This window comes from Belliella pelovolcani (genome assembly GCF_900156785.1).
Taxonomy (GTDB): Bacteria; Bacteroidota; Bacteroidia; order Cytophagales; family Cyclobacteriaceae; genus Belliella; species Belliella pelovolcani.
Window position 1 is genome coordinate 162,658 of record NZ_FTOP01000004.1, and the last position, 20,948, is coordinate 183,605.

16 protein-coding genes are annotated in these 20,948 nt (G+C 37.5%); 5 read left to right on the top strand and 11 right to left on the bottom strand.

Annotated elements, in window-relative coordinates; translation table 11 throughout:
* Positions 1-143: 143 nt before the first annotated feature.
* Complete coding sequence (locus BW935_RS06640) at positions 144-494, bottom strand: hypothetical protein (protein ID WP_076499766.1); 351 nt, start codon at positions 492-494, stop codon at positions 144-146.
* A 207-nt stretch (positions 495-701) separates the two neighbouring features.
* Here BW935_RS06640 and BW935_RS06645 point away from each other — a divergent pair, with 207 nt between their 5' ends.
* Positions 702-1,844, top strand: a complete 1,143-nt coding sequence (locus BW935_RS06645) for a cysteine desulfurase family protein (protein ID WP_076499768.1) — start codon at positions 702-704, stop codon at positions 1,842-1,844.
* Between the two features lie 5 nt (positions 1,845-1,849).
* Here BW935_RS06645 and BW935_RS06650 read toward each other — a convergent pair whose 3' ends face one another.
* Positions 1,850-3,070, bottom strand: a complete 1,221-nt coding sequence (locus BW935_RS06650) for a serine hydrolase domain-containing protein (RefSeq protein WP_076499770.1) — start codon at positions 3,068-3,070, stop codon at positions 1,850-1,852.
* 186 nt (positions 3,071-3,256) lie between these two features.
* Here BW935_RS06650 and BW935_RS06655 point away from each other — a divergent pair, with 186 nt between their 5' ends.
* The 4 genes from BW935_RS06655 to BW935_RS06670 all read left to right on the top strand — a co-directional run bounded on the left by BW935_RS06655 (position 3,257) and on the right by BW935_RS06670 (position 7,921).
* On the top strand, positions 3,257-4,498 hold the full coding sequence (locus tag BW935_RS06655; protein ID WP_076499772.1) for a protoporphyrinogen/coproporphyrinogen oxidase: 1,242 nt from the start codon (positions 3,257-3,259) through the stop codon (positions 4,496-4,498).
* 1 nt (position 4,499) lies between these two features.
* On the top strand, positions 4,500-5,882 hold the full coding sequence (locus tag BW935_RS06660; protein ID WP_076499774.1) for an NmrA family NAD(P)-binding protein: 1,383 nt from the start codon (positions 4,500-4,502) through the stop codon (positions 5,880-5,882).
* Positions 5,883-5,954: 72 nt separating this feature from the next.
* Positions 5,955-6,911: an aldo/keto reductase gene (locus BW935_RS06665; protein ID WP_076499777.1), complete on the top strand. Its 957-nt coding sequence runs from the start codon at positions 5,955-5,957 to the stop codon at positions 6,909-6,911.
* A 77-nt stretch (positions 6,912-6,988) separates the two neighbouring features.
* On the top strand, positions 6,989-7,921 hold the full coding sequence (locus tag BW935_RS06670) for a YihY/virulence factor BrkB family protein (protein ID WP_076499780.1): 933 nt from the start codon (positions 6,989-6,991) through the stop codon (positions 7,919-7,921).
* A gap of 113 nt (positions 7,922-8,034) precedes the next feature.
* Here the strand turns inward: BW935_RS06670 and BW935_RS06675 are convergent, their stop codons facing one another.
* The 9 genes from BW935_RS06675 to smc all read right to left on the bottom strand — a co-directional run bounded on the left by BW935_RS06675 (position 8,035) and on the right by smc (position 20,889).
* A complete protein-coding gene (locus BW935_RS06675) occupies positions 8,035-9,768 on the bottom strand; it encodes a phospho-sugar mutase (protein ID WP_076499781.1) in 1,734 nt (577 codons plus the stop codon).
* 203 nt (positions 9,769-9,971) lie between these two features.
* Entirely contained in the window at positions 9,972-11,066 is a 1,095-nt protein-coding gene (gene hppD / locus BW935_RS06680; protein ID WP_076499783.1) for a 4-hydroxyphenylpyruvate dioxygenase, read from the bottom strand.
* 52 nt (positions 11,067-11,118) lie between these two features.
* On the bottom strand, positions 11,119-12,120 hold the full coding sequence (locus BW935_RS06685) for a 1-acyl-sn-glycerol-3-phosphate acyltransferase (RefSeq protein WP_076499785.1): 1,002 nt from the start codon (positions 12,118-12,120) through the stop codon (positions 11,119-11,121).
* The gene (locus BW935_RS06690) at positions 12,117-13,022 is read right to left on the bottom strand and encodes a bile acid:sodium symporter family protein (protein ID WP_076499787.1); all 906 of its coding nucleotides are present in this window, start codon (positions 13,020-13,022) and stop codon (positions 12,117-12,119) included. The genes BW935_RS06685 and BW935_RS06690 overlap by 4 nt, the downstream gene beginning before the upstream one ends.
* Positions 13,023-13,084: 62 nt before the next feature.
* A complete protein-coding gene (locus BW935_RS06695; protein ID WP_076499789.1) occupies positions 13,085-13,693 on the bottom strand; it encodes a hypothetical protein in 609 nt (202 codons plus the stop codon).
* A 161-nt stretch (positions 13,694-13,854) separates the two neighbouring features.
* Complete coding sequence (locus tag BW935_RS06700) at positions 13,855-14,508, bottom strand: porin family protein (protein WP_076499791.1); 654 nt, start codon at positions 14,506-14,508, stop codon at positions 13,855-13,857.
* 357 nt (positions 14,509-14,865) lie between these two features.
* A complete protein-coding gene (locus tag BW935_RS06705; protein ID WP_076499793.1) occupies positions 14,866-16,275 on the bottom strand; it encodes a TlpA family protein disulfide reductase in 1,410 nt (469 codons plus the stop codon).
* Positions 16,276-16,603: 328 nt separating this feature from the next.
* Positions 16,604-17,167, bottom strand: coding sequence for a hypothetical protein (locus BW935_RS06710; protein ID WP_076499795.1), 564 nt, complete (start codon positions 17,165-17,167; stop codon positions 16,604-16,606).
* A 182-nt stretch (positions 17,168-17,349) separates the two neighbouring features.
* Entirely contained in the window at positions 17,350-20,889 is a 3,540-nt protein-coding gene (smc, locus tag BW935_RS06715) for a chromosome segregation protein SMC (protein WP_076499797.1), read from the bottom strand.
* Between the last annotated feature and the right edge of the window lie 59 nt (positions 20,890-20,948).

Sequence of the window (20,948 nt, forward strand, 5' to 3'; positions counted from 1 at the left end):
GAGATTTGAGATGTTTTGTCAGGCACGGCGGATAAGGATAGAGATAAAAGACTCAAGATTCAAGAAATGAAGACTTTATTTTGATGATTTTAATAGCCCCGTGTGAAACTCGGGGTTATTTGTATTTTACAGTATAATGCATCTCAAATTTCGTCCATTCCTCTTTCTGGAAAATATGGTCCGGTGAGCTTAAGTTCTTTCATGTCTTCCGATAACTCAAAGTCAACCTTAATTTCATCTAGATTGGTATCATGAATATTCAGACATGCATTGAAGTGTACCAAGTCAAAATCTAAGGTAAAAAAACCTTTCAACTCAGAAATAAAATTTATTTCACCTTTCAAAGCCACATTTTCAGTGACTGCACCTTCTCTTTTGAAATAATAGGAAAGGAAAATCCCGAGTTCTTTCCGTTCCTTTTCCAAAATATCTTTAATAAGAGTTTCTAGTGAGGATTGCTTCTGATTTATTTTAAAAAACCAAGTTTCTTGCATGATTTGGGTTTGGTTTGATTTTGTTTCTCTATATGAAATATGATAGAAATATAGTAGTAATAGAATTGAAATAATATTTAGAAAGTAGGCTTTACCATTTCAAAAGACAATTTTATTTACGAAGATTCTATAACTTGTTTTTAATGAAGTTCAACTAATAGCATATATACCAATAACCAATCCACTATTAGCCATTAACCTATTCAAATGAATTACCCAATTTACCTAGATCATAATGCCACTACGCCAGTAGCTCCAGTAATATTAGAGGCCATGCTTCCTTATTTTTCTACTCACTTTGGTAATGCTGCTAGCAAAAATCACCCCTTTGGCTGGATGGCTGAAAACGCAGTAGAAGAGGCTAGAGAAAAACTTGCTCATCTAATCCAAGCAAAACCCAAGGAGCTGATTTTTACTTCAGGTGCTACAGAGGCAATTAACTTAGCTATCAAGGGTACATTTGATCATTATCAAGGTGAGCAGCAACATTATATTTCTTGTGTCACTGAGCACAAAGCAGTCTTAGATACCTTAAGTAGCATTGCTAAAAAGGGAGCAGAAGTTTCGCTATTACCTGTAAATCCTACTGGTAAAATAGATCTCGAACAGCTAGAAGCAAGCATCACACCCACGACAAAAATGATCTGCTTGATGTGGGCAAACAATGAAACTGGTCTGATACATCCAATAGAAGAAATTGCAGCTATTGCTGAGAGGCACAATGTCATTTTTTTTACTGATGCAGTTCAAGCCATAGGGAAAATCCCAGTCAACTCAAGTGGAATCCATCTAATGGCCTTGTCTGCGCATAAGTTTTATGGACCAAAAGGAGTTGGGGCTTTGTTTATCAGACATAACCACACCTTTCCAAAGCCTCAACCATTGATAGAGGGAGGTGGTCATGAAAAGGGATTCAGAAGCGGTACATTGAATGTTCCTGGCATCATAGGGCTAGGAATGGCAGCAGAAATTGCTAAAGATCATATTGACTTATATTCAAATCAGATAGAAAAGCTCCGATATGAGCTTGAATCAGGCATTCTTGCACTAGAGGGAACAGTTTTAAATGCTAGTCAAGAAAATAGGCTTCCACATGTCACCAATATTTCATTTGAAGGCGTAGAAGGAGAAGATTTACTTCGAGAAATCAATCGATTCGTGGCTGTCAGCTCTGGGTCAGCGTGTAGCAGCATAACCCCAAAACCATCCCATGTACTTGATGCAATGGGAATTGAGGCAGATTTAGCAAGAGCTTCAATTCGATTTAGTCTTGGGATAAGTACCACGCATGAGGAGATAGAGCAAACAATCACAGTAGTCAGAGCAGTCCTAAGTAGACTAAGAAGTTAGCCGAATTATTTACCAATGGCTTTCAATACCTTTTCTACCAATTCAGATTTTTTACTATTCTCAATCCAACGAGTTACGATGACCAAATCATTGTCTGGATCTACATAGATCATGTTGGTTCCAGCACCTAAGTGGAAGAAGGCTGTGGAAGGTGCAGCTGGAATTTCTTTTTTGTCCGTATTGAGAAAATAATTCATGAAGCCATAATTGGTCTGAACAGAAGTTGGACTGAGGGACTTTTCTATCCAAGATTCTGAGATGATTTGCTCACCATTCCATTTTCCTTTGTTCATGGTCAAATAGCCAAATCTGGCTTGATCATAAGCAGATATGAATAAGCCACCTCCCCAATGTGAGCCACCCGAAACAGATTGCATGATTTGACCATCAATGATGACAAAAGAATTTTCATAACCAGTCCATCTCCAAGTTGGACTAGCACCGATCTTATCCATGACCATTTCCTTGAAAACAATCGGTAGGGGTTTTCTCCATACATTCATAGCCGCTAGTGCCAATACATTCACCCTAGTATCATTGTATTTATAAACAGACCCAGGCTCATTTCTTTCTCTATTGATCCAAGTAGCAGAATTCCCCTGTGGACGATCGCCCCAGTCTGGTTTGCCCCAAAGTGATCCTTCCCAGTCAGAAGTTTGTCTCAATAGATGCTCCCAGGTGATTTTCTTATTGTGATCAGTACCAAACAAGTCAAAAACATCTTCATCATTCAAATGATCTGACTTGTTCATTAACATTTTGTAAGGATCATAAGGTATAATGGGTGCCATATAAGGATAAACCAAATCTTTTTCTGAACGAATCAAACCTTGATCTACAGCGAGCCCAACCGTAGTAGATAGTACACTCTTGGCTACACTAAATGTCAAATCAACCCTGCCAGGTTCACCCCATTCGGCGATAATATATCCTTTAAAAATTACTAATCCCGTCGCAGGGCCTCGATCTTTCATCGGGCCTACAGGAAAACCAAAAGGCTCTCTACCAAAAGCACTTAGGTAATGAGCCACTTTCAAGTTTTGATCAGCAGAACTTTCGGTCGCGATAGCAAAATCTACCGCGTCTTGTAGTAGTTTGCTATCTACTTTTAATGTAGAAGGGTCTTTCTTATCCCAAGTACCCAAACTTGGAAAATACCTTGACTGAGCAATCAGAGAATTGATAATTAAGAAGAAAACAAAGAAATATGAGATACAGGCTTTCATGGGGTGATTATTTATTTAAGTTGAAAATTAAGTGCTTTGATTTTCTCATCAAAGAAAATTTATTTGAATGAAATAGTCTTCTTTTAAAAGGAAGTTGCATGATTACACCATCAAAATTCTTAATTTAGACCTAAACAATTTGGTTTGAATTTGGTCTATTTGTTAAGCAACAGCACAAAGTAACACATGAATGTAATTGTAATTGGAGCGGGAATATCGGGACTTATTGCCGCATATGAGTTAGAAAGATCTGAAGTCAAGCCTGTTCTACTAGAGGCAACAGACAAAATAGGAGGAAGGGTAATCACAGATGAGAAAAATGGATTTTTGTTGGATAGGGGATTCCAGGTTTTATTGACAGCATATCCTGAAGCAAAAAGATACTTAGATTATGAAGCGCTAAACCTCAAGCGTTTCTCTCCAGGAGCAATCATCATGAAACCAGGAAATTCCTTCGCGATTCATGATCCTTTGAGAGATCCTGCAAAACTTTTTGGGATGATTTTCTCTAAAGTTGGTAGTCTGACAGATAAAATCAGAATTTATAAACTCAACAAAGATTTAGCAAAAAAGTCAATTGAAGAGATATTTGAAACACCATCCAAGTCTACTTTAAATTTTTTGAAAGATTATGGTTTTTCAGATACAATAATTGACAATTTCTTTAAGCCCTTTTTCAGGGGAATATTCCTTGAAAACGAATTAAGTACCTCTTCACGCATGTTTCAGTTTGTTTTCAAGATGTTTGGAGAAGGGTATGCTGCAGTTCCTGAAAAGGGTATGGGAGAGATCACTAAACAGCTCAGCCAAAAGTTACATCAGACCACTATCAAACTGAATTCCCCTGTCAAATCAGTCATGGGACAAGAAGTTACTCTTGAAAATGGGGAAGTTCTTAAGGCAGACAAAGTTATCATTGCTTGCAGACCTGACAGAATTATTCCACAGTTGGAAGGCCAAATCAAGCCTTTCAGATCAGTGTACAATGTTTATTTTTCCCTAGAGAAGTCCTTTTTGATACAACCTATGATCGCATTGATACCTGATGATAACTATTTGATTAACAATATTGTATTTATGACTGATGTAAGTAAAGCTTATAGTCAAAATGGTAAAGCATTACTGTCTGTCTCTGTGACCAAATCAATCAAAGATCCTAGTAATTTAGCGAAATTGATCAGTATAGAATTAGAAGCCCTGAGCGGAATCAAGGCAGAATATTTCAAGCATATCAAAACTTACCAGATTTTAGATGCACTACCAGATGTAGATGATATGAAATCAAGCCTTCCTTTTACCAACGCAAAACTGAATGACCATGTGTTTTTGGCTGGAGACTACCTACTCAATGGCTCTATCAATGCTGCAATGACTTCTGGTAGAAAAGCAGCGGAAGCACTTTTACTCAGCACACAAAAACCGATGTAAAATGAAAAAGACCATCGCAATAGCAGGAGCAGCAGGATACATTGGGCGATGGTTTATAGATCGCTTCAAAGATAAGTACCATATCATAGCGCTAAGTAGGGGAGTTGCACTTAACAACCCAGATCCGCAAGTAGAATGGCGCTCAGTGGAATTATATTCTATTACCTCTACTATTGAAGCATTGAAGGGGGTGGATTATGCTATTTATTTAATTCATTCTATGTCTGCTTCTACTAGGCTAAATCAGGGTAGTTTTGAAGATACAGATTTGCTTTTGGCAGATAATTTTGCTCGTGCTGCAAAGGCCAACAACATCAAACAGATCATTTACATGGGGGGAATTCTGCCCAAAGAAGTAGAAGATCAAAAAATCTCAAAGCACCTGAGGAGTAGGCTTGAAGTTGAAAAAACCTTAGGAAGTTCGGGAACTCCAGTGACAGCGCTAAGAGCAGGAATCATAGTGGGTCCTGGAGGCTCTTCATTTCAAATGATCTACCATTTGGTTGACAAGCTTCCTGTAATGATCTGTCCACAATGGACTTTGTCCAATACCCAAGCCATTTCTTTACGTGACACGCTGACCATCATGGATACCTGTATCGGTAACGAAGAAGCTTTTGGTAAGGTCTATGAAATAGGTAATCCTGAGATCCTTACGTATAAAAGTATGCTGGAAACTACTGCCAGGAAGATGGGCAAAAAACGGTTGATAAAATCAGTTCCAGTTTTCTCAGTTGGTTTCTCCAAGCTTTGGGTGAGCTACTTTGGTAAAAGCCCCAAAAAACTTGTTTACCCCTTAGTTGACAGCTTAAAACATACACTTACTGTTAATCCAGACCTAGTTTTTGAATTGAGAACTATTGATTATTTGTCTTACGAAGAAAGTGTGTCCATAGCCATAGATCCTAATAATCATCTTCCTAAATTACCAAAATTCAAAAGACTACAAGCGGTAAAGAATACAGTAAGAAGTATACAAAGACTGCCAAATACCAGGCATAAGAGCGCACTTTGGGTGGCAAACAGGTACAAAGTGTGGCTACCTTTCTTCTTTAGATCGATTATCAAAGCAAGAGAGAATCAAAGAGGCGATATAGGTTTTCATTTATTAAATATGGAAAAACCCTTACTCCAATTGACTTGGATTCCAGATAGGAGTGATCTTAAGCGACAGCTGTTTTATATCACAGGCGGTTCGCTTGTTAAACGCTTCGATTATGGCTGGCTAGAGTTTCGAGAGGTATTGGATGGTGAATTTATGATTTCGGCCATACATGAATTCGTACCCCGACTACCCTGGTATATTTATGTCAATACACAAGCACATGCACACTTGATTGTCATGAATAATTTTGCCAAATACCTCAAGCGCTTTCAAGATTAAATTGTACAAGTGGTTGGTCTGTGGCCATTCTGAATTCGTATCTTTATCTAAGAATTAATCTGAAGTACTTTTATGAAAACATTAACATTCAATAATGGCGATCAACTACCAATTTTAGGTTTGGGTACTTGGAAATCCAAACCTGGAGAAGTCTTTCAAGCTGTCTTATGGGCACTTGAAGCTGGCTATAGACATATTGATTGCGCTGCAATATACAACAATGAAAAAGAAGTTGGAGATGCATTGGCAAGAGCCATTGCAGATGGAATAGTAAAAAGAGAAGACTTGTTTGTCACTTCCAAACTATGGAATGATTGCCATAGATTAGAAGATGTCAGAAAGGGCTTAAGCAAGACCTTAATGGATTTAAAATTGGATTACTTAGATCTCTATTTGATACATTGGCCTATAAGTTTTAAAAAGGGTGTTGGCTTTGCGGAAAGTAGAGAGCAATTTTATACATATTCTGATGTACCTCTAGCTCAGACTTGGCAAGGCATGCAGCAAGTTAAATCGGAAGGACTTGTCAGACATATTGGTGTTTCCAACTTTAATATTTCCAAGCTGGAAGAGTTATTCGCTGTAGGTGGACAAGGTCCTGAGATGAATCAAGTAGAAATGCATCCTTATCTCCGTCAAGATAAGTTGGTCGAGTATTGTAGAGGTAAAGAAATGCTGATGACAGCATATTCCCCTTTGGGTTCTGGTGATCGCTCTACTTCCATCAAAAAGTCCGACGAGCCTAATCTATTTGAAGACCCTATTGTAAAGCAAATAGCAGATCAATATGATGTCAGCCCTGCTCAAGTTTTGATTGCTTTTTCAATTCATAGAGATATCGCGGTGATTCCAAAGTCAGTCAATAAAGAAAGAATCAATCAAAATTTTCAATCAGCCACAATTCAGTTTAAATCACCCGATTTAGATTTACTACTTGGAATCAAAAATCAATATAGGTTCATAGACGGAAGCTTTTTCACGGGTTCTAAGAGTCCATATAGTCTGAGAGACTTGTGGGAAGAAGTATAGTAGCATATTAAGGACCAGGGAAATTAATTCTTGGTCCTTTTTGTTAAAAGACTTAGTTGACAAAAAATAAAATTTGTATGATCAAGAGAATTAAGAAACTCACATTTTTTCAAATCATCATAGACAGTGTTAAAGACTTTGGCTCTAGTGATTCGATGAGCTTCGCAGCAAGCACGGCCTTTTATACGATCTTCAGTATGCCAGCTTTGTTAATCATCATTTTGAATATTGGTACAGCATTTTATCAAGAGTCAGAGGTAAAGGAAGAGATCATTATACAAGTAAGACAGCTGGCAGGAGAGGAAAGTGCTCAGACCTTGGCTGATATCATGGCTAATTTCACAATTCAGGCAGATGGCGTTTTTTCCAACTTCTTTGCGATCGGTATTCTCGCTTTTAGTGCTACCACTGTTTTTGTAAGTCTTCAAAACGCCATCAACCATATTTGGCATATCAAGGCAAAACCTGAAAAAGGCTTCCTAAAGTTTGTGATCAATAGGTTATTAAGCTTTTCAATGGTTGCGTCGATTGGATTTATCTTACTGGTTTCCTTGATCATGGATGCGCTTTTGATAGTTATCTTCAATTGGTTTTCTGACTTTTTTGAATCTATGGCCTTCTTACTGGCATCTGTTGGGCATTTGATTATTGGGCAAGGCATATTGGTGGTGATATTTGCTTTGATGTTCAAGATACTACCAGATGCCAAAGTAAGGTGGAGAGATACTTGGCTAGGAGCATTCATCACAATGCTTTTGTTTGTGTTAGGTAAATATATGATCGGTCTGTATCTAGGAAATTCAGATCTTGGATCAGCCTATGGCACTGCTGGCTCATTGGTAATCCTTTTGATCTGGGTATATTATTCTGTTGTCATATTTCTTTTCGGGGGGCAGATCACCTATTACATCGCTGAGAAAGTAGGGAAAGGAGTTATTCCTCTAGCGCAAGCTGTAAAAGTGGAATTACGGGAAATAGAAGAAATGAAGTCTGAAAAAGAGGAAAAATAAGGCTGAAAAGAAATACCAGCCCTTGCTAGTTTTTAAAACTATTTCATCCTTGATATTATCAAACAAAATAAAGCCAACATCATGAATTGATGTTGGCTTTATTAATTGTCAAATTATCCAAAAAAGCTCTTCAGGCCTTCAATCTTATGATCCAAGGAAGCCTCAACCGCACGATATGCTGCTCTATTTGGAAGTTTTTCATGGACAGAGAAGTAGTATTTGATCTTAGGCTCAGTACCCGAAGGTCGGGCAGAAATCTTACTTCCATCAGCTAGATAAAACTGCATTACATTAGACTTAGCCAAATGTAAAGTTTGCTCCGTCCCATTGACCATATCATAGACCTTACTTTCTTTTACGTCTACGACTTTGGTTACTTGTATACCGTTTATTTCTTTAGGTAGGTTAGCACGGTATCCAGCCATCAGGTTTTGAATTTGCTCAGCACCATCCTTACCTTTCTTGGTGACTGAGATCAAGTGTTCCTTGTAGAAATCATGCTGCATATAAATCTCAGCTAAGACATCTTGAACAGTCTGACCTTTAGACTTATAATATGCGATGATTTCTGCTACTATTGAGCAAGCGGATACGCCATCTTTGTCCCTGACAAAATCACCCACTAGATAGCCATAACTTTCTTCACCACCTCCTATGTAGGTTTGCTTACCTTCTTGAGCTAGGATTACTTCTGCGATATTTTTGAACCCTGTCAAAACCGAATAACAAGTCACGCCAAAAGATTTACAGATTTCATCTATCAATTCTGTGGTCACGATGGTGTTCACCATGAATTCCTTACCGGTGAGTTTGCCATGCTCTCGCCATTTACTGAGTAGGTAGTAGGTGATCAAAGATCCTGTTTGATTTCCATTCAATAACTCAAAGTTGCCATTTTCATCAGGAACACAAGCGGCATATCGGTCTCCATCTGGGTCACATGCTAACACTAACTCAGCATTTACCTCCTTTCCCAATGCCAAGGCCATGGTCAGAGCTTCAGCTTCTTCTGGATTAGGATAGATGACTGTTGGAAAAGTACCATCAGGCTTTGCTTGTTCTTTGACAACATGAATGTTTTCAAAACCAAAGACTTTTAATGCAGCTGGAACCATCTTACCTGAGGCTCCATGTATCGGAGAGAAGACAATTGGCATGTTTCTCTGAAGCATAACAGCGTTCGGAGATAGACTGAGTTTCTTGACTTCATTGAGATAGATCAAGTCAAAATCCTCTTCAATATATTCGATCAAGCTGTCATTTTTATCCCAATTGACGTCATCTACTGAAGTGATTTTCTGTACTTCTGTGATGATATTGATATCATGTGGCGCAACTACCTGACCGCCATCTTCCCAATATGCCTTGTAGCCATTGTATTCTTTGGGGTTGTGAGAAGCTGTTACCATTACACCGCTTTTGCATCCAAAATATCTGATAGCAAAAGATAGCATGGGAGTAGGGCGCATCTCCTTGAAGTATTTCACATTGATCCCATTAGCAGTGAAAACATTGGCCGTGGTATCTGCAAATAGCGTATTGTTGATTCTACAATCATGGGTGATCGCTACCGATATGCTTTCATTGGGGAAGCATTTCAGAAGGTAATTAGCCAAACCTTGAGTGGCCATGGCTACTGTGTAGACATTCATCCTATTGGAACCTACACCCATGATTCCTCTTAAGCCGCCAGTACCAAACTCTAGGTCACGGTAGAAAGAATCAATCAATTCTGACTTGTCAGTTGAATCGAGAAGTGATTGAATTTCTGCTTTACTTTTTTCATCGATGTTACTCTTCAGCCAAGACGTTGCTTTGGCTATAATCATTGGATCTACATTGGTCATTTTATAAAAAGTTTGAATGAATATTCAAGTTATAAATTATGGGTTTAAAGTGAAAGAATTGAATAGAATTAGTTGTTGAAAGGAGGAGGTGGAAAGATGAAGGATGAAAAATTGCGGGATGTAAGAATATGTAATATTTAATTTTAGTCGAAAAAAATGCATACTATACTCCGAGAAAATTAATCCTCGGAGTATAGTATGCTTTATAAATTCCCTCTTAATTCTTGCTCTCTTTCTATGGCTTCGAAAAGCGCTTTGAAATTCCCTTTTCCAAATGATTTGGCACCTTTTCTTTGGATGATCTCATAAAATAGTGTAGGTCTATCTTGCACTGGCTTGGTGAAGATCTGCAACAAATAGCCTTCATCATCTCTATCTACTAGGATATTGAGATCTTTGAGTGGTTGAAGGTCTTCATCGATTTTTCCAACCCTATCTAGCAGATCATCATAGTAGGTAGAAGGAACTTCAAGGAATTCTACACCTCTTTTTCTCAATTCCGAAACAGTGTGAACAATGTCATCTGTAGCGATTGCCATGTGCTGTACACCTGCTCCGTTATAGAAATCTAAATATTCTTCAATTTGAGATTTTTTCTTGCCTTCTGCGGGTTCGTTGATTGGGAATTTGATAAATCCATTACCATTGGAAACTACCTTAGACATCAAGGCAGAATACTCAGTAGAAATATCTTTGTCGTCGAAAGTAATCAAAAGATTGAAGCCCATGACTTTTTCATAGAATTCTACCCATTTGTTCATTTCTCCCCAGCCTACATTTCCTACACAATGATCTATATATTTCAATCCTATAGGAGTTGGTTTGTATTGTGAAGTCCTAAGCTTGTATCCTGGGAGGAATATACCCTTGTAATTTTTCCTCTCCACAAAAGTGTGAATAGTTTCTCCATAAGTTCTGATAGACGCTACTACTACTTCTCCGTTTTCATCTTTAATTGTCTTAGGTTCTTCGTAGGATATAGCTCCTCTTGAGGTAGTTTCCTCCCAAGATTTCACGGCATCATCTACCCAAAGAGCCAAGACCTTTACACCGTCTCCGTGCTTTTTGATATGATCAGCTATTGGATGATTTTCATTGAGCGGTGTAGTGAGTACCAATCTGATTTTATCTTGCTTCAAAACGTAGGACGCACGATCTCTAATTCCAGTCTCAGGACCAGCATAAGCGATCAATTCATATCCAAAAGCATATTGATAGTAGAGCGCCGATTGCTTGGCATTCCCAACATACATTTCAACGTAATCTGTCCCATTGATAGGGAGAAAATCTTGTTCCATTGTGTTTTTGATTTGGGTTTATACGAATGACTACAAAGATAAAAAAATAAAGCTATTGCTGCCCATTTCTATTGGCAAGTAGGAAAATCATCGCCAAAAAAAGAAAAGAAATTGCCCAATCTTGATGACCAATTGTAGATAAGGTGAAGTATAATGCTAAATACCAGACGGGTACTCCTACGAGACCAATGATGAACTTGAAGGTAGCTTTGAATGCTGGATCTTCGATTTTGGGCTCTAGCCATAACCAAAGCCAATATAATGGAAGGTGAAATAGTTTCATTAGCTTATTTCTCAAATAGGATTTTTGAGTTTTTCCCTTTGATGAAGAGGATTTAGCTAGAAACTGATCTACTTTATCCTTGGAAGTCAAATCTACATCATGGGCAATCAAAGCCGTCAAATCTTCCTCATATTCTTGATCTGGTATGGTTACAACCAATTGATCCAAAGCAGTATAAGTTGCTTTTATCAAAGCATCAAAATTGGGAAAATGAATTTTTGGATTTAAGGTTTCACCAAATGTGATTCTAACTCGGCTACCAGAATGTAAGTGGTTGCTGAAATTGATCGCCACTGGAAGAATTACCAAGTCAAGTTCAGGATTCTTCTCTAGGGCTTGATAAGCAATTCTAGCAAAACCTTTTTTCAATGGCCTTAAATTCCTCAATGTGCTGTGACTACCTTCCCCAAAAATCAGCATGGATCCTTTATTGAGAAGGACATCAACACTTTTATCAAACGTTTCCTGATTCTTCTCCATATTTTTGACACCATCACGAACACGGTAGATGGGAACCATCCGAATATAATTCAACAGCTTAGCTATAAAAGATTGCCTAAAAACTGATGCTCGAGTAAGAAAATGTGGCCTTAAGTTCGTATTGGTAGCAATAAGGATAGGATCTATCAAGGCATTTTGATGATTGCAGACTATAAGCACAGCCTTGTCTTTTGGAATAAATTTTTTCCCCTCTACAATGATTTTTCCAAAATAGATATTGAGCGCTAGTTTGACAATCAGCCTTAAGCAATAATTAAAGAAGTTCTTCATTTGATACTGGGAGTATTTTTCCAATAGAGGGCGATAGCCATGCCAGAGATGATGTGCCAAATTCCCCACCAAGCAGCAATAATAGCCATACCACCCAAACCATCAAAATAGGTAAAAATCAAGACCAATCCCAAACCTGAATTTTGAATCCCTGTCTCTATAGTTAATGTTTTGGTATCTGGTAAATCTAATTTAAAAATCTTGGCTAAACTGAATCCAGAGGCTAAACCCAATAAATTATGTCCTAAAACCCAAAGAAAAATCAATCCAATAAATTGAAGGAATAGTTTGTAATTACCAATAAAGGCGATGGCTACGAAAGCTGCGAAAATTAAAATACTTAAGGGCTTAAGAATTTTTGTAGCTTTTTGACTCCAAGAGGGGAAACGGCTGTTGATCAAAATCCCAACAATCAACGGAATTCCTAAAATTAAGGCAACTGTCTGAAAAACATCAAAATAACTCAAACTGATTTCTCTCAAAATTTTTGCTGATGGAGCATAAAATCCTGCCCATAAAGCAAAATTGAATGGCGTAAGAAAGATTGAAAACAAAGTAGAAAACCCTGTCAAACTAACGGATAAAGCTGCATTACCCTTTGCAAGATGACTGAGAAAATTAGAGACATTTCCACCAGGGCATGCTGCTACAAGGAACATTCCCAATGCAACTGATGGAGGAGGATTGACGAACAAAACAAAAACCCAAGTCAGAAAAGGAAGAAAAATAAATTGGCTCAGAATACCAGCTAGAAATGACCTTGGATTGGTCAGTATAGCTTTGAAATCAGCTACTTTCAAATCCAAGGCTACACCAAACATGATAATAGCCAAGGAGATATTAAGAATGAACAAAGATCCTTGGTCAAAATTTAAGGTGCTTTGATCCAATACTTCAAGCATAATTAGAATTGGGTTGGAGCAACAAGATATAATTAATGTAGAATATGACCAAGGTGCATCATTTAAAACCTGAAGGCTATCCCCGTTGCTATATTGATTCTACTGATATTACCAGATCCTCTGAATTGATTTTGAAAATCTATACTGTTGAACCAAGAAGAAGTAGGAGAGAGGTGATACCTTGCGGTGGCTCCTAACTCAATTCCGAAATCAAACTCACTTACTCGAGTTCCATTTGCAAACTCATCTGTATAATCCAAAACGTTGAAAAACCGACCTCCCTTAGCTTTAAAATCAATGATCAAATCATCATGGATTTCATAGGAATACATCGGGCCGAGTAAAATAGCACCATAATTAGATTTCAATACTTTTCTATCAGCTTTATTGGTAAAAAAACCACCTTGAAGTTTAGCTGCTATCCCCCAGTTACGATCAAAAGTATAGCCCGCATCTACAAAACTAAAATTGAAACCAACTGAACCTGGCCCTACTTCTGGATCATTCGACCCAGGTATGATTCCGGGATTGGCATTTACATACCTTATATTTCCACCTGTATGAATCGAAGGACCTAGGCTTATTCCAAAGTATCCTTTTTTGATACCTTCTTGAGCAAACCCATTCGCATAAACTGCAATCATCAGTAATAAAAGCGTGATTTTCTTCATGTTATTTTTGTAGGTTTTATGGGTGATTTAGAATTGGCCTCAATGATAATTAAAACTTATATAATCCCATGCAAAAAAAGGAAGATTTTGACATCTCCCTTTCTAAACAAAATGAATTTGTACACTCTAATTTGAGGACTCAAAGGACAAATAAAGTGTCTTTAAAATCTAAAAGCGATTCCCGTTGAAAGATTGATTCTGTTAATCCTTTCATCAGAATACTCAGTAAATTGATTTTGAAATTCCAAATTATTGATCCAGGACCACTTAGGTGCAAAATGGTACCTTAAGGATCCTCCAAACTCCAACCCGAAGTTAATATTTTCTTGCAATGACCCACCTGAGCCATTACCAATGGTATAATCATTCCCAAAATACATTCTACCACCTCTCAGTTTAATATCTAATTCTAAATCATCTTGGAGATTCAAAGTGTACATAGGTCCTAACATGATCATACCAAAGCTAGAAACAAAAGTATCTCCGTTTAGCTCGCTGACATGAGCACCTCCTTGCCATTTTAGCGCAATCCCCCAATGTTTTCCAAATGTATATCCAGCATCGATAAGATTGATGTTGATACCAATACTTCCCGGTTTTAAATCTGGTGCGGGGTCCAATATAATGGGTTGTTGTTCTTGTCCAGGATCAACTGAAGGTACAGGCACGATTCTCATTGGACCAAACGAGGATCCGGTATGTATTGTCCATCCAAGACTTATACCAACGTACCCCTTTTTAAATTTGATTACCTCTTGGCTAAATCCTTCAAAGCAAGCAGTAAACAAAAAAACAAGCAATAAAATTTTCTTCATAGAATTGAGTTTAAGATTATGACTGAAAATTTAATACTAATTTTTTAATAAAAAATACCTTGGAATTATTTGCATAAAAAAGAAAAGAGGAAAATTTTAAAATTTTCCTCTTTTTCCAAAATCTAGGTTTTAAAGTTGTATGTCCTTTCAGTTATCCTCAGAATCTTAAATACCTAATACTATAATTTGATTAAATGCTTCTTTGCCAGTAGCCTTAATCGATGGTTGATTGTTCGCTTATTTTCAATATCTATAAGCATCTAATATCAAATTAATAACTTGTCCGCTGCGGCGGATCGGTTATAAGCTAATCTAGGCTTTTCTTTTGTTTGTGGCCAAGCTCAGTATATCCATTTACTATAAATACTTGTCTACAGTCTCTCTGATTTTTCCTGAAGGCCTATCAGCAGATGGATCTATCACTTTCCCTTCTTTGTCAAGTAGCAAAAATCTAGGAATTGCATTGACCATGAAGTGTTGTGCAATTTCTGATTTCCAAGCATTTTCAGTAAACCACTGCAAACCGTCCATATTTTTAGCTTTGACCATTTTTTCCCATGGTTCTTTACTGTCATCAATAGAAACTGTCAAGAAAGAAATAGGCTTATCCTTATATTCCTCTTTCATCTTATCCCAATGCGGATGCTCTGCAATACATGGTCCACACCAAGTAGCCCATATATCCACGTAGACCAAGTTACCTCTCAGATCACTCAAATTCACAGGATCTCCTTCTATATTGACAAAATTAAAGTCTGGGACATCCTGACCAGGCATGATTGGTTCCCACTTTTGTTTGATTTCCTCTAGCTTCGCTTGAAGTTTTGGACTTTGATTTTCAGCCATAAACTTTTCAAGTGAAGACTTCACATGCACAGGTCCCCGATACTCTAAGTTAGACTTGATAAAGTCATAAAGAAACTGATCTTTAACTTCAGGATTTTCTAACAATTTATCCATCGCCATAAATCTGGCTTTTTCATAACCTTCAGAACTTCCTCTAAGCGTGGTGTCCTGCTTCATGATTTCGCTGATTTCATCACTCACTCTTCTGTCAATCAGCCCCTTGTATGGACCAGATTTTAACAAATCAGCTCTTCCAAGGTCCATTGATGCAATCTTTGCTTTTACCTCCTCTTTTGGAAAATCAATTGAATCTTGAGAAATTTTATTCACATAAGCATGATACATTGGGTATTGCGTATCAAAAAGTAAGGGCTGGTATTCAAAGTAAGCCTCTTCAAGTTTAACAAAGTCTGGGTCTAATTCTTCTTGAGACTTTTTTGACTCCAATTTCGATTTAAGTGTAGCAAAAAACTCGTCTTTTTTTGCGAAATAAGCATCCTTTTCCATTCCCATCAATTCCATCATATTACCAATACCACTTTCTTGATAATACTGATTCTTTTCAAATAGGTAAGTATTTTCTGCAGCATGGTCACCAACTAATTTGAAGCTATCATTGAATGATTCTTTATCAACTTCAACAAAAATGCTATCACCTGGGCTTAGAAATAAATTGAACCCCTCGCGACCCATACTTACATAATAATTCTCTGATTCCTCTGCATCAAATGACACCTGGAAACTTCCGTCGTCAGCGATGGTAGTAGCAGCAATCTCCTGCTGAAGGTAAATCTTAAGTTCTTTTGAATCCGCATTCGCTACTTTTCCTGCGATAATGATCTTCGGATCAAATTTTTCTTGCTGTCCACAGCTCAAAATCAAAAAAGCCAGTACAGCCATTAAAATGGATGAATGTTTCATAGTTAGGATTTTAGAAATGGTTAATAAGCGTAAAAATTAGTCAGTAAATATCAAAAATCATAATTAATATTTGATTTTAACAAATGATAAGATGGCTACACCATACTTGTCTTATAACAAAATGAGCATTAAAACTAATTACGATTTTGAGTGATTTTCGATCCACCACGCTTATGCACCTTGGAGTAGCGGACAATTTATTCTTCGAAATTAATACAATAGACACATTAAAGCTTTTGGAAGTTAAGCTTTCTTAAAAGCAGTTAAAAAATTGTGGTTAAAAAAAAGAGGGTCGGGACCCTCTTTTTAAGCTTACTAATCAGCTTTCTTACTTTTTAATTTCACTTATTATCTCCTTAGCACCATCTACGCTGGAATTCAAGGCGGACTTTACAGAATCTACTGCTTCTCCACCGATATCTTTTGCTGCGTCCAATGCTGCAACTACAGCATCTTTTGCGGCTCCAATCGTATCGCCTCCAACCTGCTTAACCCCATTGACAGCACCTTTCACAGCTTCAACCGCTACTTCGGCCACATCTTCACCAAGATCTTTGGCAGACTCAATAGCTTGTTTTACACTACCTTGAACAGCATCTTTTTGACTTATTCCTGAATCCATCGCTCCTTGAATCGTTCCATTTACAATACCTTTTGCAGATTTGACAACTGAAACGCCTATATCTGAAATTCCTTGAAATGCACCAGATACAATTGATGCAGGAACTTGAACCCCCTTCACTACCAACTCACCAGTTCCTTTCAAAGTAGTAACAGCTATGTTTTTAACAGAGTTTGCTAATACGCTTCCTGTATCAGCAGTACCTTTTAGCGTAGCTTTTACACCGCCCTTGATACCGTTTACGACGTTTGAAATGATAGGTATACCCATAATTTTTAATGTTATTTGGTTATTGAATATTGGTAATTTAATAAAGAAAAAGGTTAAAGTAAAGTTTAAATCTAAAATTCTAAAGTTAAAACATGTTTTCAATTTGTTTTATAACAAAAAAAGTTCAGTTACTAACCGAACTTGAAAAATAGGAACTCAATCCAAAACTTAGCACAAATCTATTAAGCCAACTCCCTCAAATCCACTGGAACTACCCTAGAAACACCTGCTTCAATCATGGTGATCCCATAGATGATATCTGTACTTGCCATGGTACGCTTGTTATGCGTCACGATGATAAACTGTGACTCCTTAGAAAAAGTCTGAATGATATTATTGAACTTATCTATATTGGCATCATCTAGTGGCGCATCGACTTCATCAAATATACAGAACGGTGCGGGCTTCAATAAGTAAATCGAGAAGAGTAGGGAAGTAGCTGTCAAGGTCTTCTCTCCTCCCGAAAGCTGATTGATGGTCAGTGGTCTCTTGCCCTTTGGCTTGGCCATAATCTCTATAGCGCTTTCCAGCGGATTATCTGGATCTACCAATTTGAGATCACAATCATCTTCTTCCGTAAATAGTGACCTAAAGACTTTCACAAAATTCTCTTTAATCTTTCCAAATGCATCCAAAAAGGTTTCTTTGGCCACTTCATCAATTTCTTTGATGGTTTCTACAAGCGAATTTTTGGCCTTGATCAAATCCTCTTTTTGCGTCGTGATGAAGGTATGACGCTCTTTGATCTCATCATAAGCTTCCATGGCCATTGGATTGATCGGTCCGATTTTCTCCAACCTATCTTTGCAGCGCTGAACGATTTGCCTGATCTCAGTATCTTCCATAGCTTCATAGGCCTCGTCTATTTCTGGATTTTCTTCCATTAGGGTATCCAGGTCAATCTCAAACTCCACACTGAGCCTTTCTTTCATGGAATTGAGCTTCAATTTCAATTCATTGAGCGCATTATTTAGCTCTTGAATAGTTGCATCAATGTTCTCTTTACTTTTTTGAATTTCCCTGATTTGCTTATCTGTAGTATCAATTTCTGCCCGAGAAGCATAGTAATCCTTCTCAGCTTCATTGACGCCTTTTTCTATGGCTTCTTTTTCTGTATATAGCTCTATCAATTCATCATCCTTGACTTCATTATTGTCAAGAAGCGTCTTGATTTCTTGGTCTATTGAACCTTGTTCAAGCTGTGACTTTTCTATCCTCTCTTTGCTGCTTTCAAAAGCACTTCTTTTGAATTCTATCTCTTGCTCTAGACTACTAACTCTATTCAGCTGTTGGTGATATAATATGTTTTCTTGATTGAAAGCACTGGATTTTTGACTCAAACTCTCAGATTCGATTTGCAGCTGAGCATTCAACTCCTCTACTTCATTTTCAAGATATTCGAATTTAGCTTTTTCATCTTCTAAGCGTGGTAAAATATCCCCCAAGCTATTTTCTAGTTCCTCAACTCTTTCCAAAATATCTTCACGCTTGTTGGCATTTGAAGAAAGCATATCGCTGAGCTGTTCTTTTTTAGTGCGTACAGATACGAATTCTTGATTGATTTCGGAGATTTCAGCTTGAAGTACTTCAATGCCCTTCTTGTAACTGACCTCCTTAAGTTTCAAAAGATCACTCAGTTTTTTATCCAAATTAGACCTGGTGATACTGACTTTCTTATTCAGTTCTTTGATCTCTTTCTCAAGCTTTTCTAGATTCTTGGCTCTTCCAATTCTTTTCCCCTCGAATAAGCCCACTGAACCACCTGAAATACTAAACTTCCGCTTGGTAAACTTTCCACTTTCGGAAATAAAAATTGCCGAACTATCTCCAGGAAAATCTTGATACTCTCCCTTTACCAGATAAACATCATCCAAAATAAATGCGATCAATTTCGCATATTTGTCATCATACTCAATGATCTCTGTGGCAGCTATCGCATTTGCGAAAAGCTTCGTCTGAGAAGCTTGAAATTTATCAAAATGTTCTAAAACAAAGAAATTGGCTTTTCCTCTAGCAGCATCACTGAGTAAATTCACTGCGGTGATGGCTTGTTCTTGCGTATCTACTACATAATAATTCATGTAGCCCTCGAGGTAATTTTCTATGGCAACTCTATACTTTTCCTCAGTAGTCAAAATATCAGAAAGTAATGGAGTGTCCTTACCCCAAGTAGAGTTTTTCTTGAGAAATTTAATGGCCTCTGGAAATCCCTCTAGATTTTCAACCAATGATTTGGTTAGGTTGAATTCATTCTGTTTGGCATCTAGTTTTCTGGAATTTTGTGTCACTTCCTCTCGGATCATTTCTATGACCCTATTGTGCTCTTCTATTTTTTGATTTTGCTCTTCTTCCTTTGTTTTCAGCTTGCTCAATTCACCCTGCTTCACATCTAGCTGCTCTCTTAATACCAATAATTTGTCTTCAAAATCCGCCAAATTAGATTCTTGAGAGTAATCATCTGAAGCTGTTTTCTCTAATTCTTGTTTGAGTGTAGAGAGTTGGATTTGCTTGATTTCTTGCTCTTTGGAAAGTTGATAGACCATATCCTTGCGAGTAGTAAATTCTCGAGTCAGATCTTTTTGCCTTTCTTGAATAGCTGTATGTGATGTCTTTTGATTTTCATAGGACTCTCGGAGCTGCTCTACAGTTATTTCTTTCTCTGCCAGCAATTTATTGGCAGATTCCATCTCCTGTTCAAGTGATCTTATACTAAACCCCGCTCTATCATTTGACTTTCGGTCAGTATCGATTTGCTCTCTCAATTTTTGAGCACGATCTTCTAAAAACCTTAGCCTTTCATTTTTTATTTTCTTATCAGACTCAAACTGCCTAATCTTATTAACATGATCGTTGAGTGTTTTTTGACGACCAGCCAGAAGTTTCTCTTTTTGAATCAAATCAGCTTTGATTTGTTCTAAAAGGGATTCTTTTTCAGTAATTCGGGTACTGAGCATGATTTTATTATCAGACTCGGTTTCTAGCTGTTTATTGAGTTCAATCAAAGACTCACTATGCTTGGCAACGGACTTTTTGGCAAGATTGATACTTGCTTCTTTATATTCTTGTTTGATTTCAAAATATTTGGCCGTCTGCTTTGCTTGCTTTTCTAAGCTTTTTAAGTTTTTCTCAATCTCAAAAAGTACGTCTTCCACACGATCCAAGTCAGCATCTGTATCTTCAAGTTTACGCAGTGTCTCTTTTTTTCTTGCCTTGAACTTTGATATTCCTGCTGCTTCCTCAAACAGATCCCTTCTTGAGTTGTTCTTATCATTGAGGAGTTCTTCAATCATTTTCAATTCTATGATCGCATAGCTATTGGAATTGATCCCAGTGTCCATGAAAAGATTGGTGATGTCTTTCAAGCGACATGCTACTCCGTTGAGCAAATATTCGCTTTCGCCACTACGATAATACCTTCTTGTAATGGTGACGTGAGTATATTCAGTTGGAAGGAGATTCTTGGTATTCTCAAAAGTCAAGGAAACTTCTGCAAGGTTGGTAGGTTTACGGTTTTTGGTTCCGTTGAAAATCACGTTCTCCATCTTATCAGAGCGAAGCATTCGGGATTTTTGCTCTCCCAATACCCACCTGATGGCATCAATCACGTTGGATTTCCCACATCCATTGGGTCCAACGACACCAGTGATTCCTTTGTCAAAATGAATCACCATTCTGTCACCAAAACTCTTGAAACCTTTTATCTCCAGCTTACTTAGCAGCATGCTTCCTCTTTTAAAATTTGAACAAGAAACAAATTTATAACTATATTAGAATCATCAAA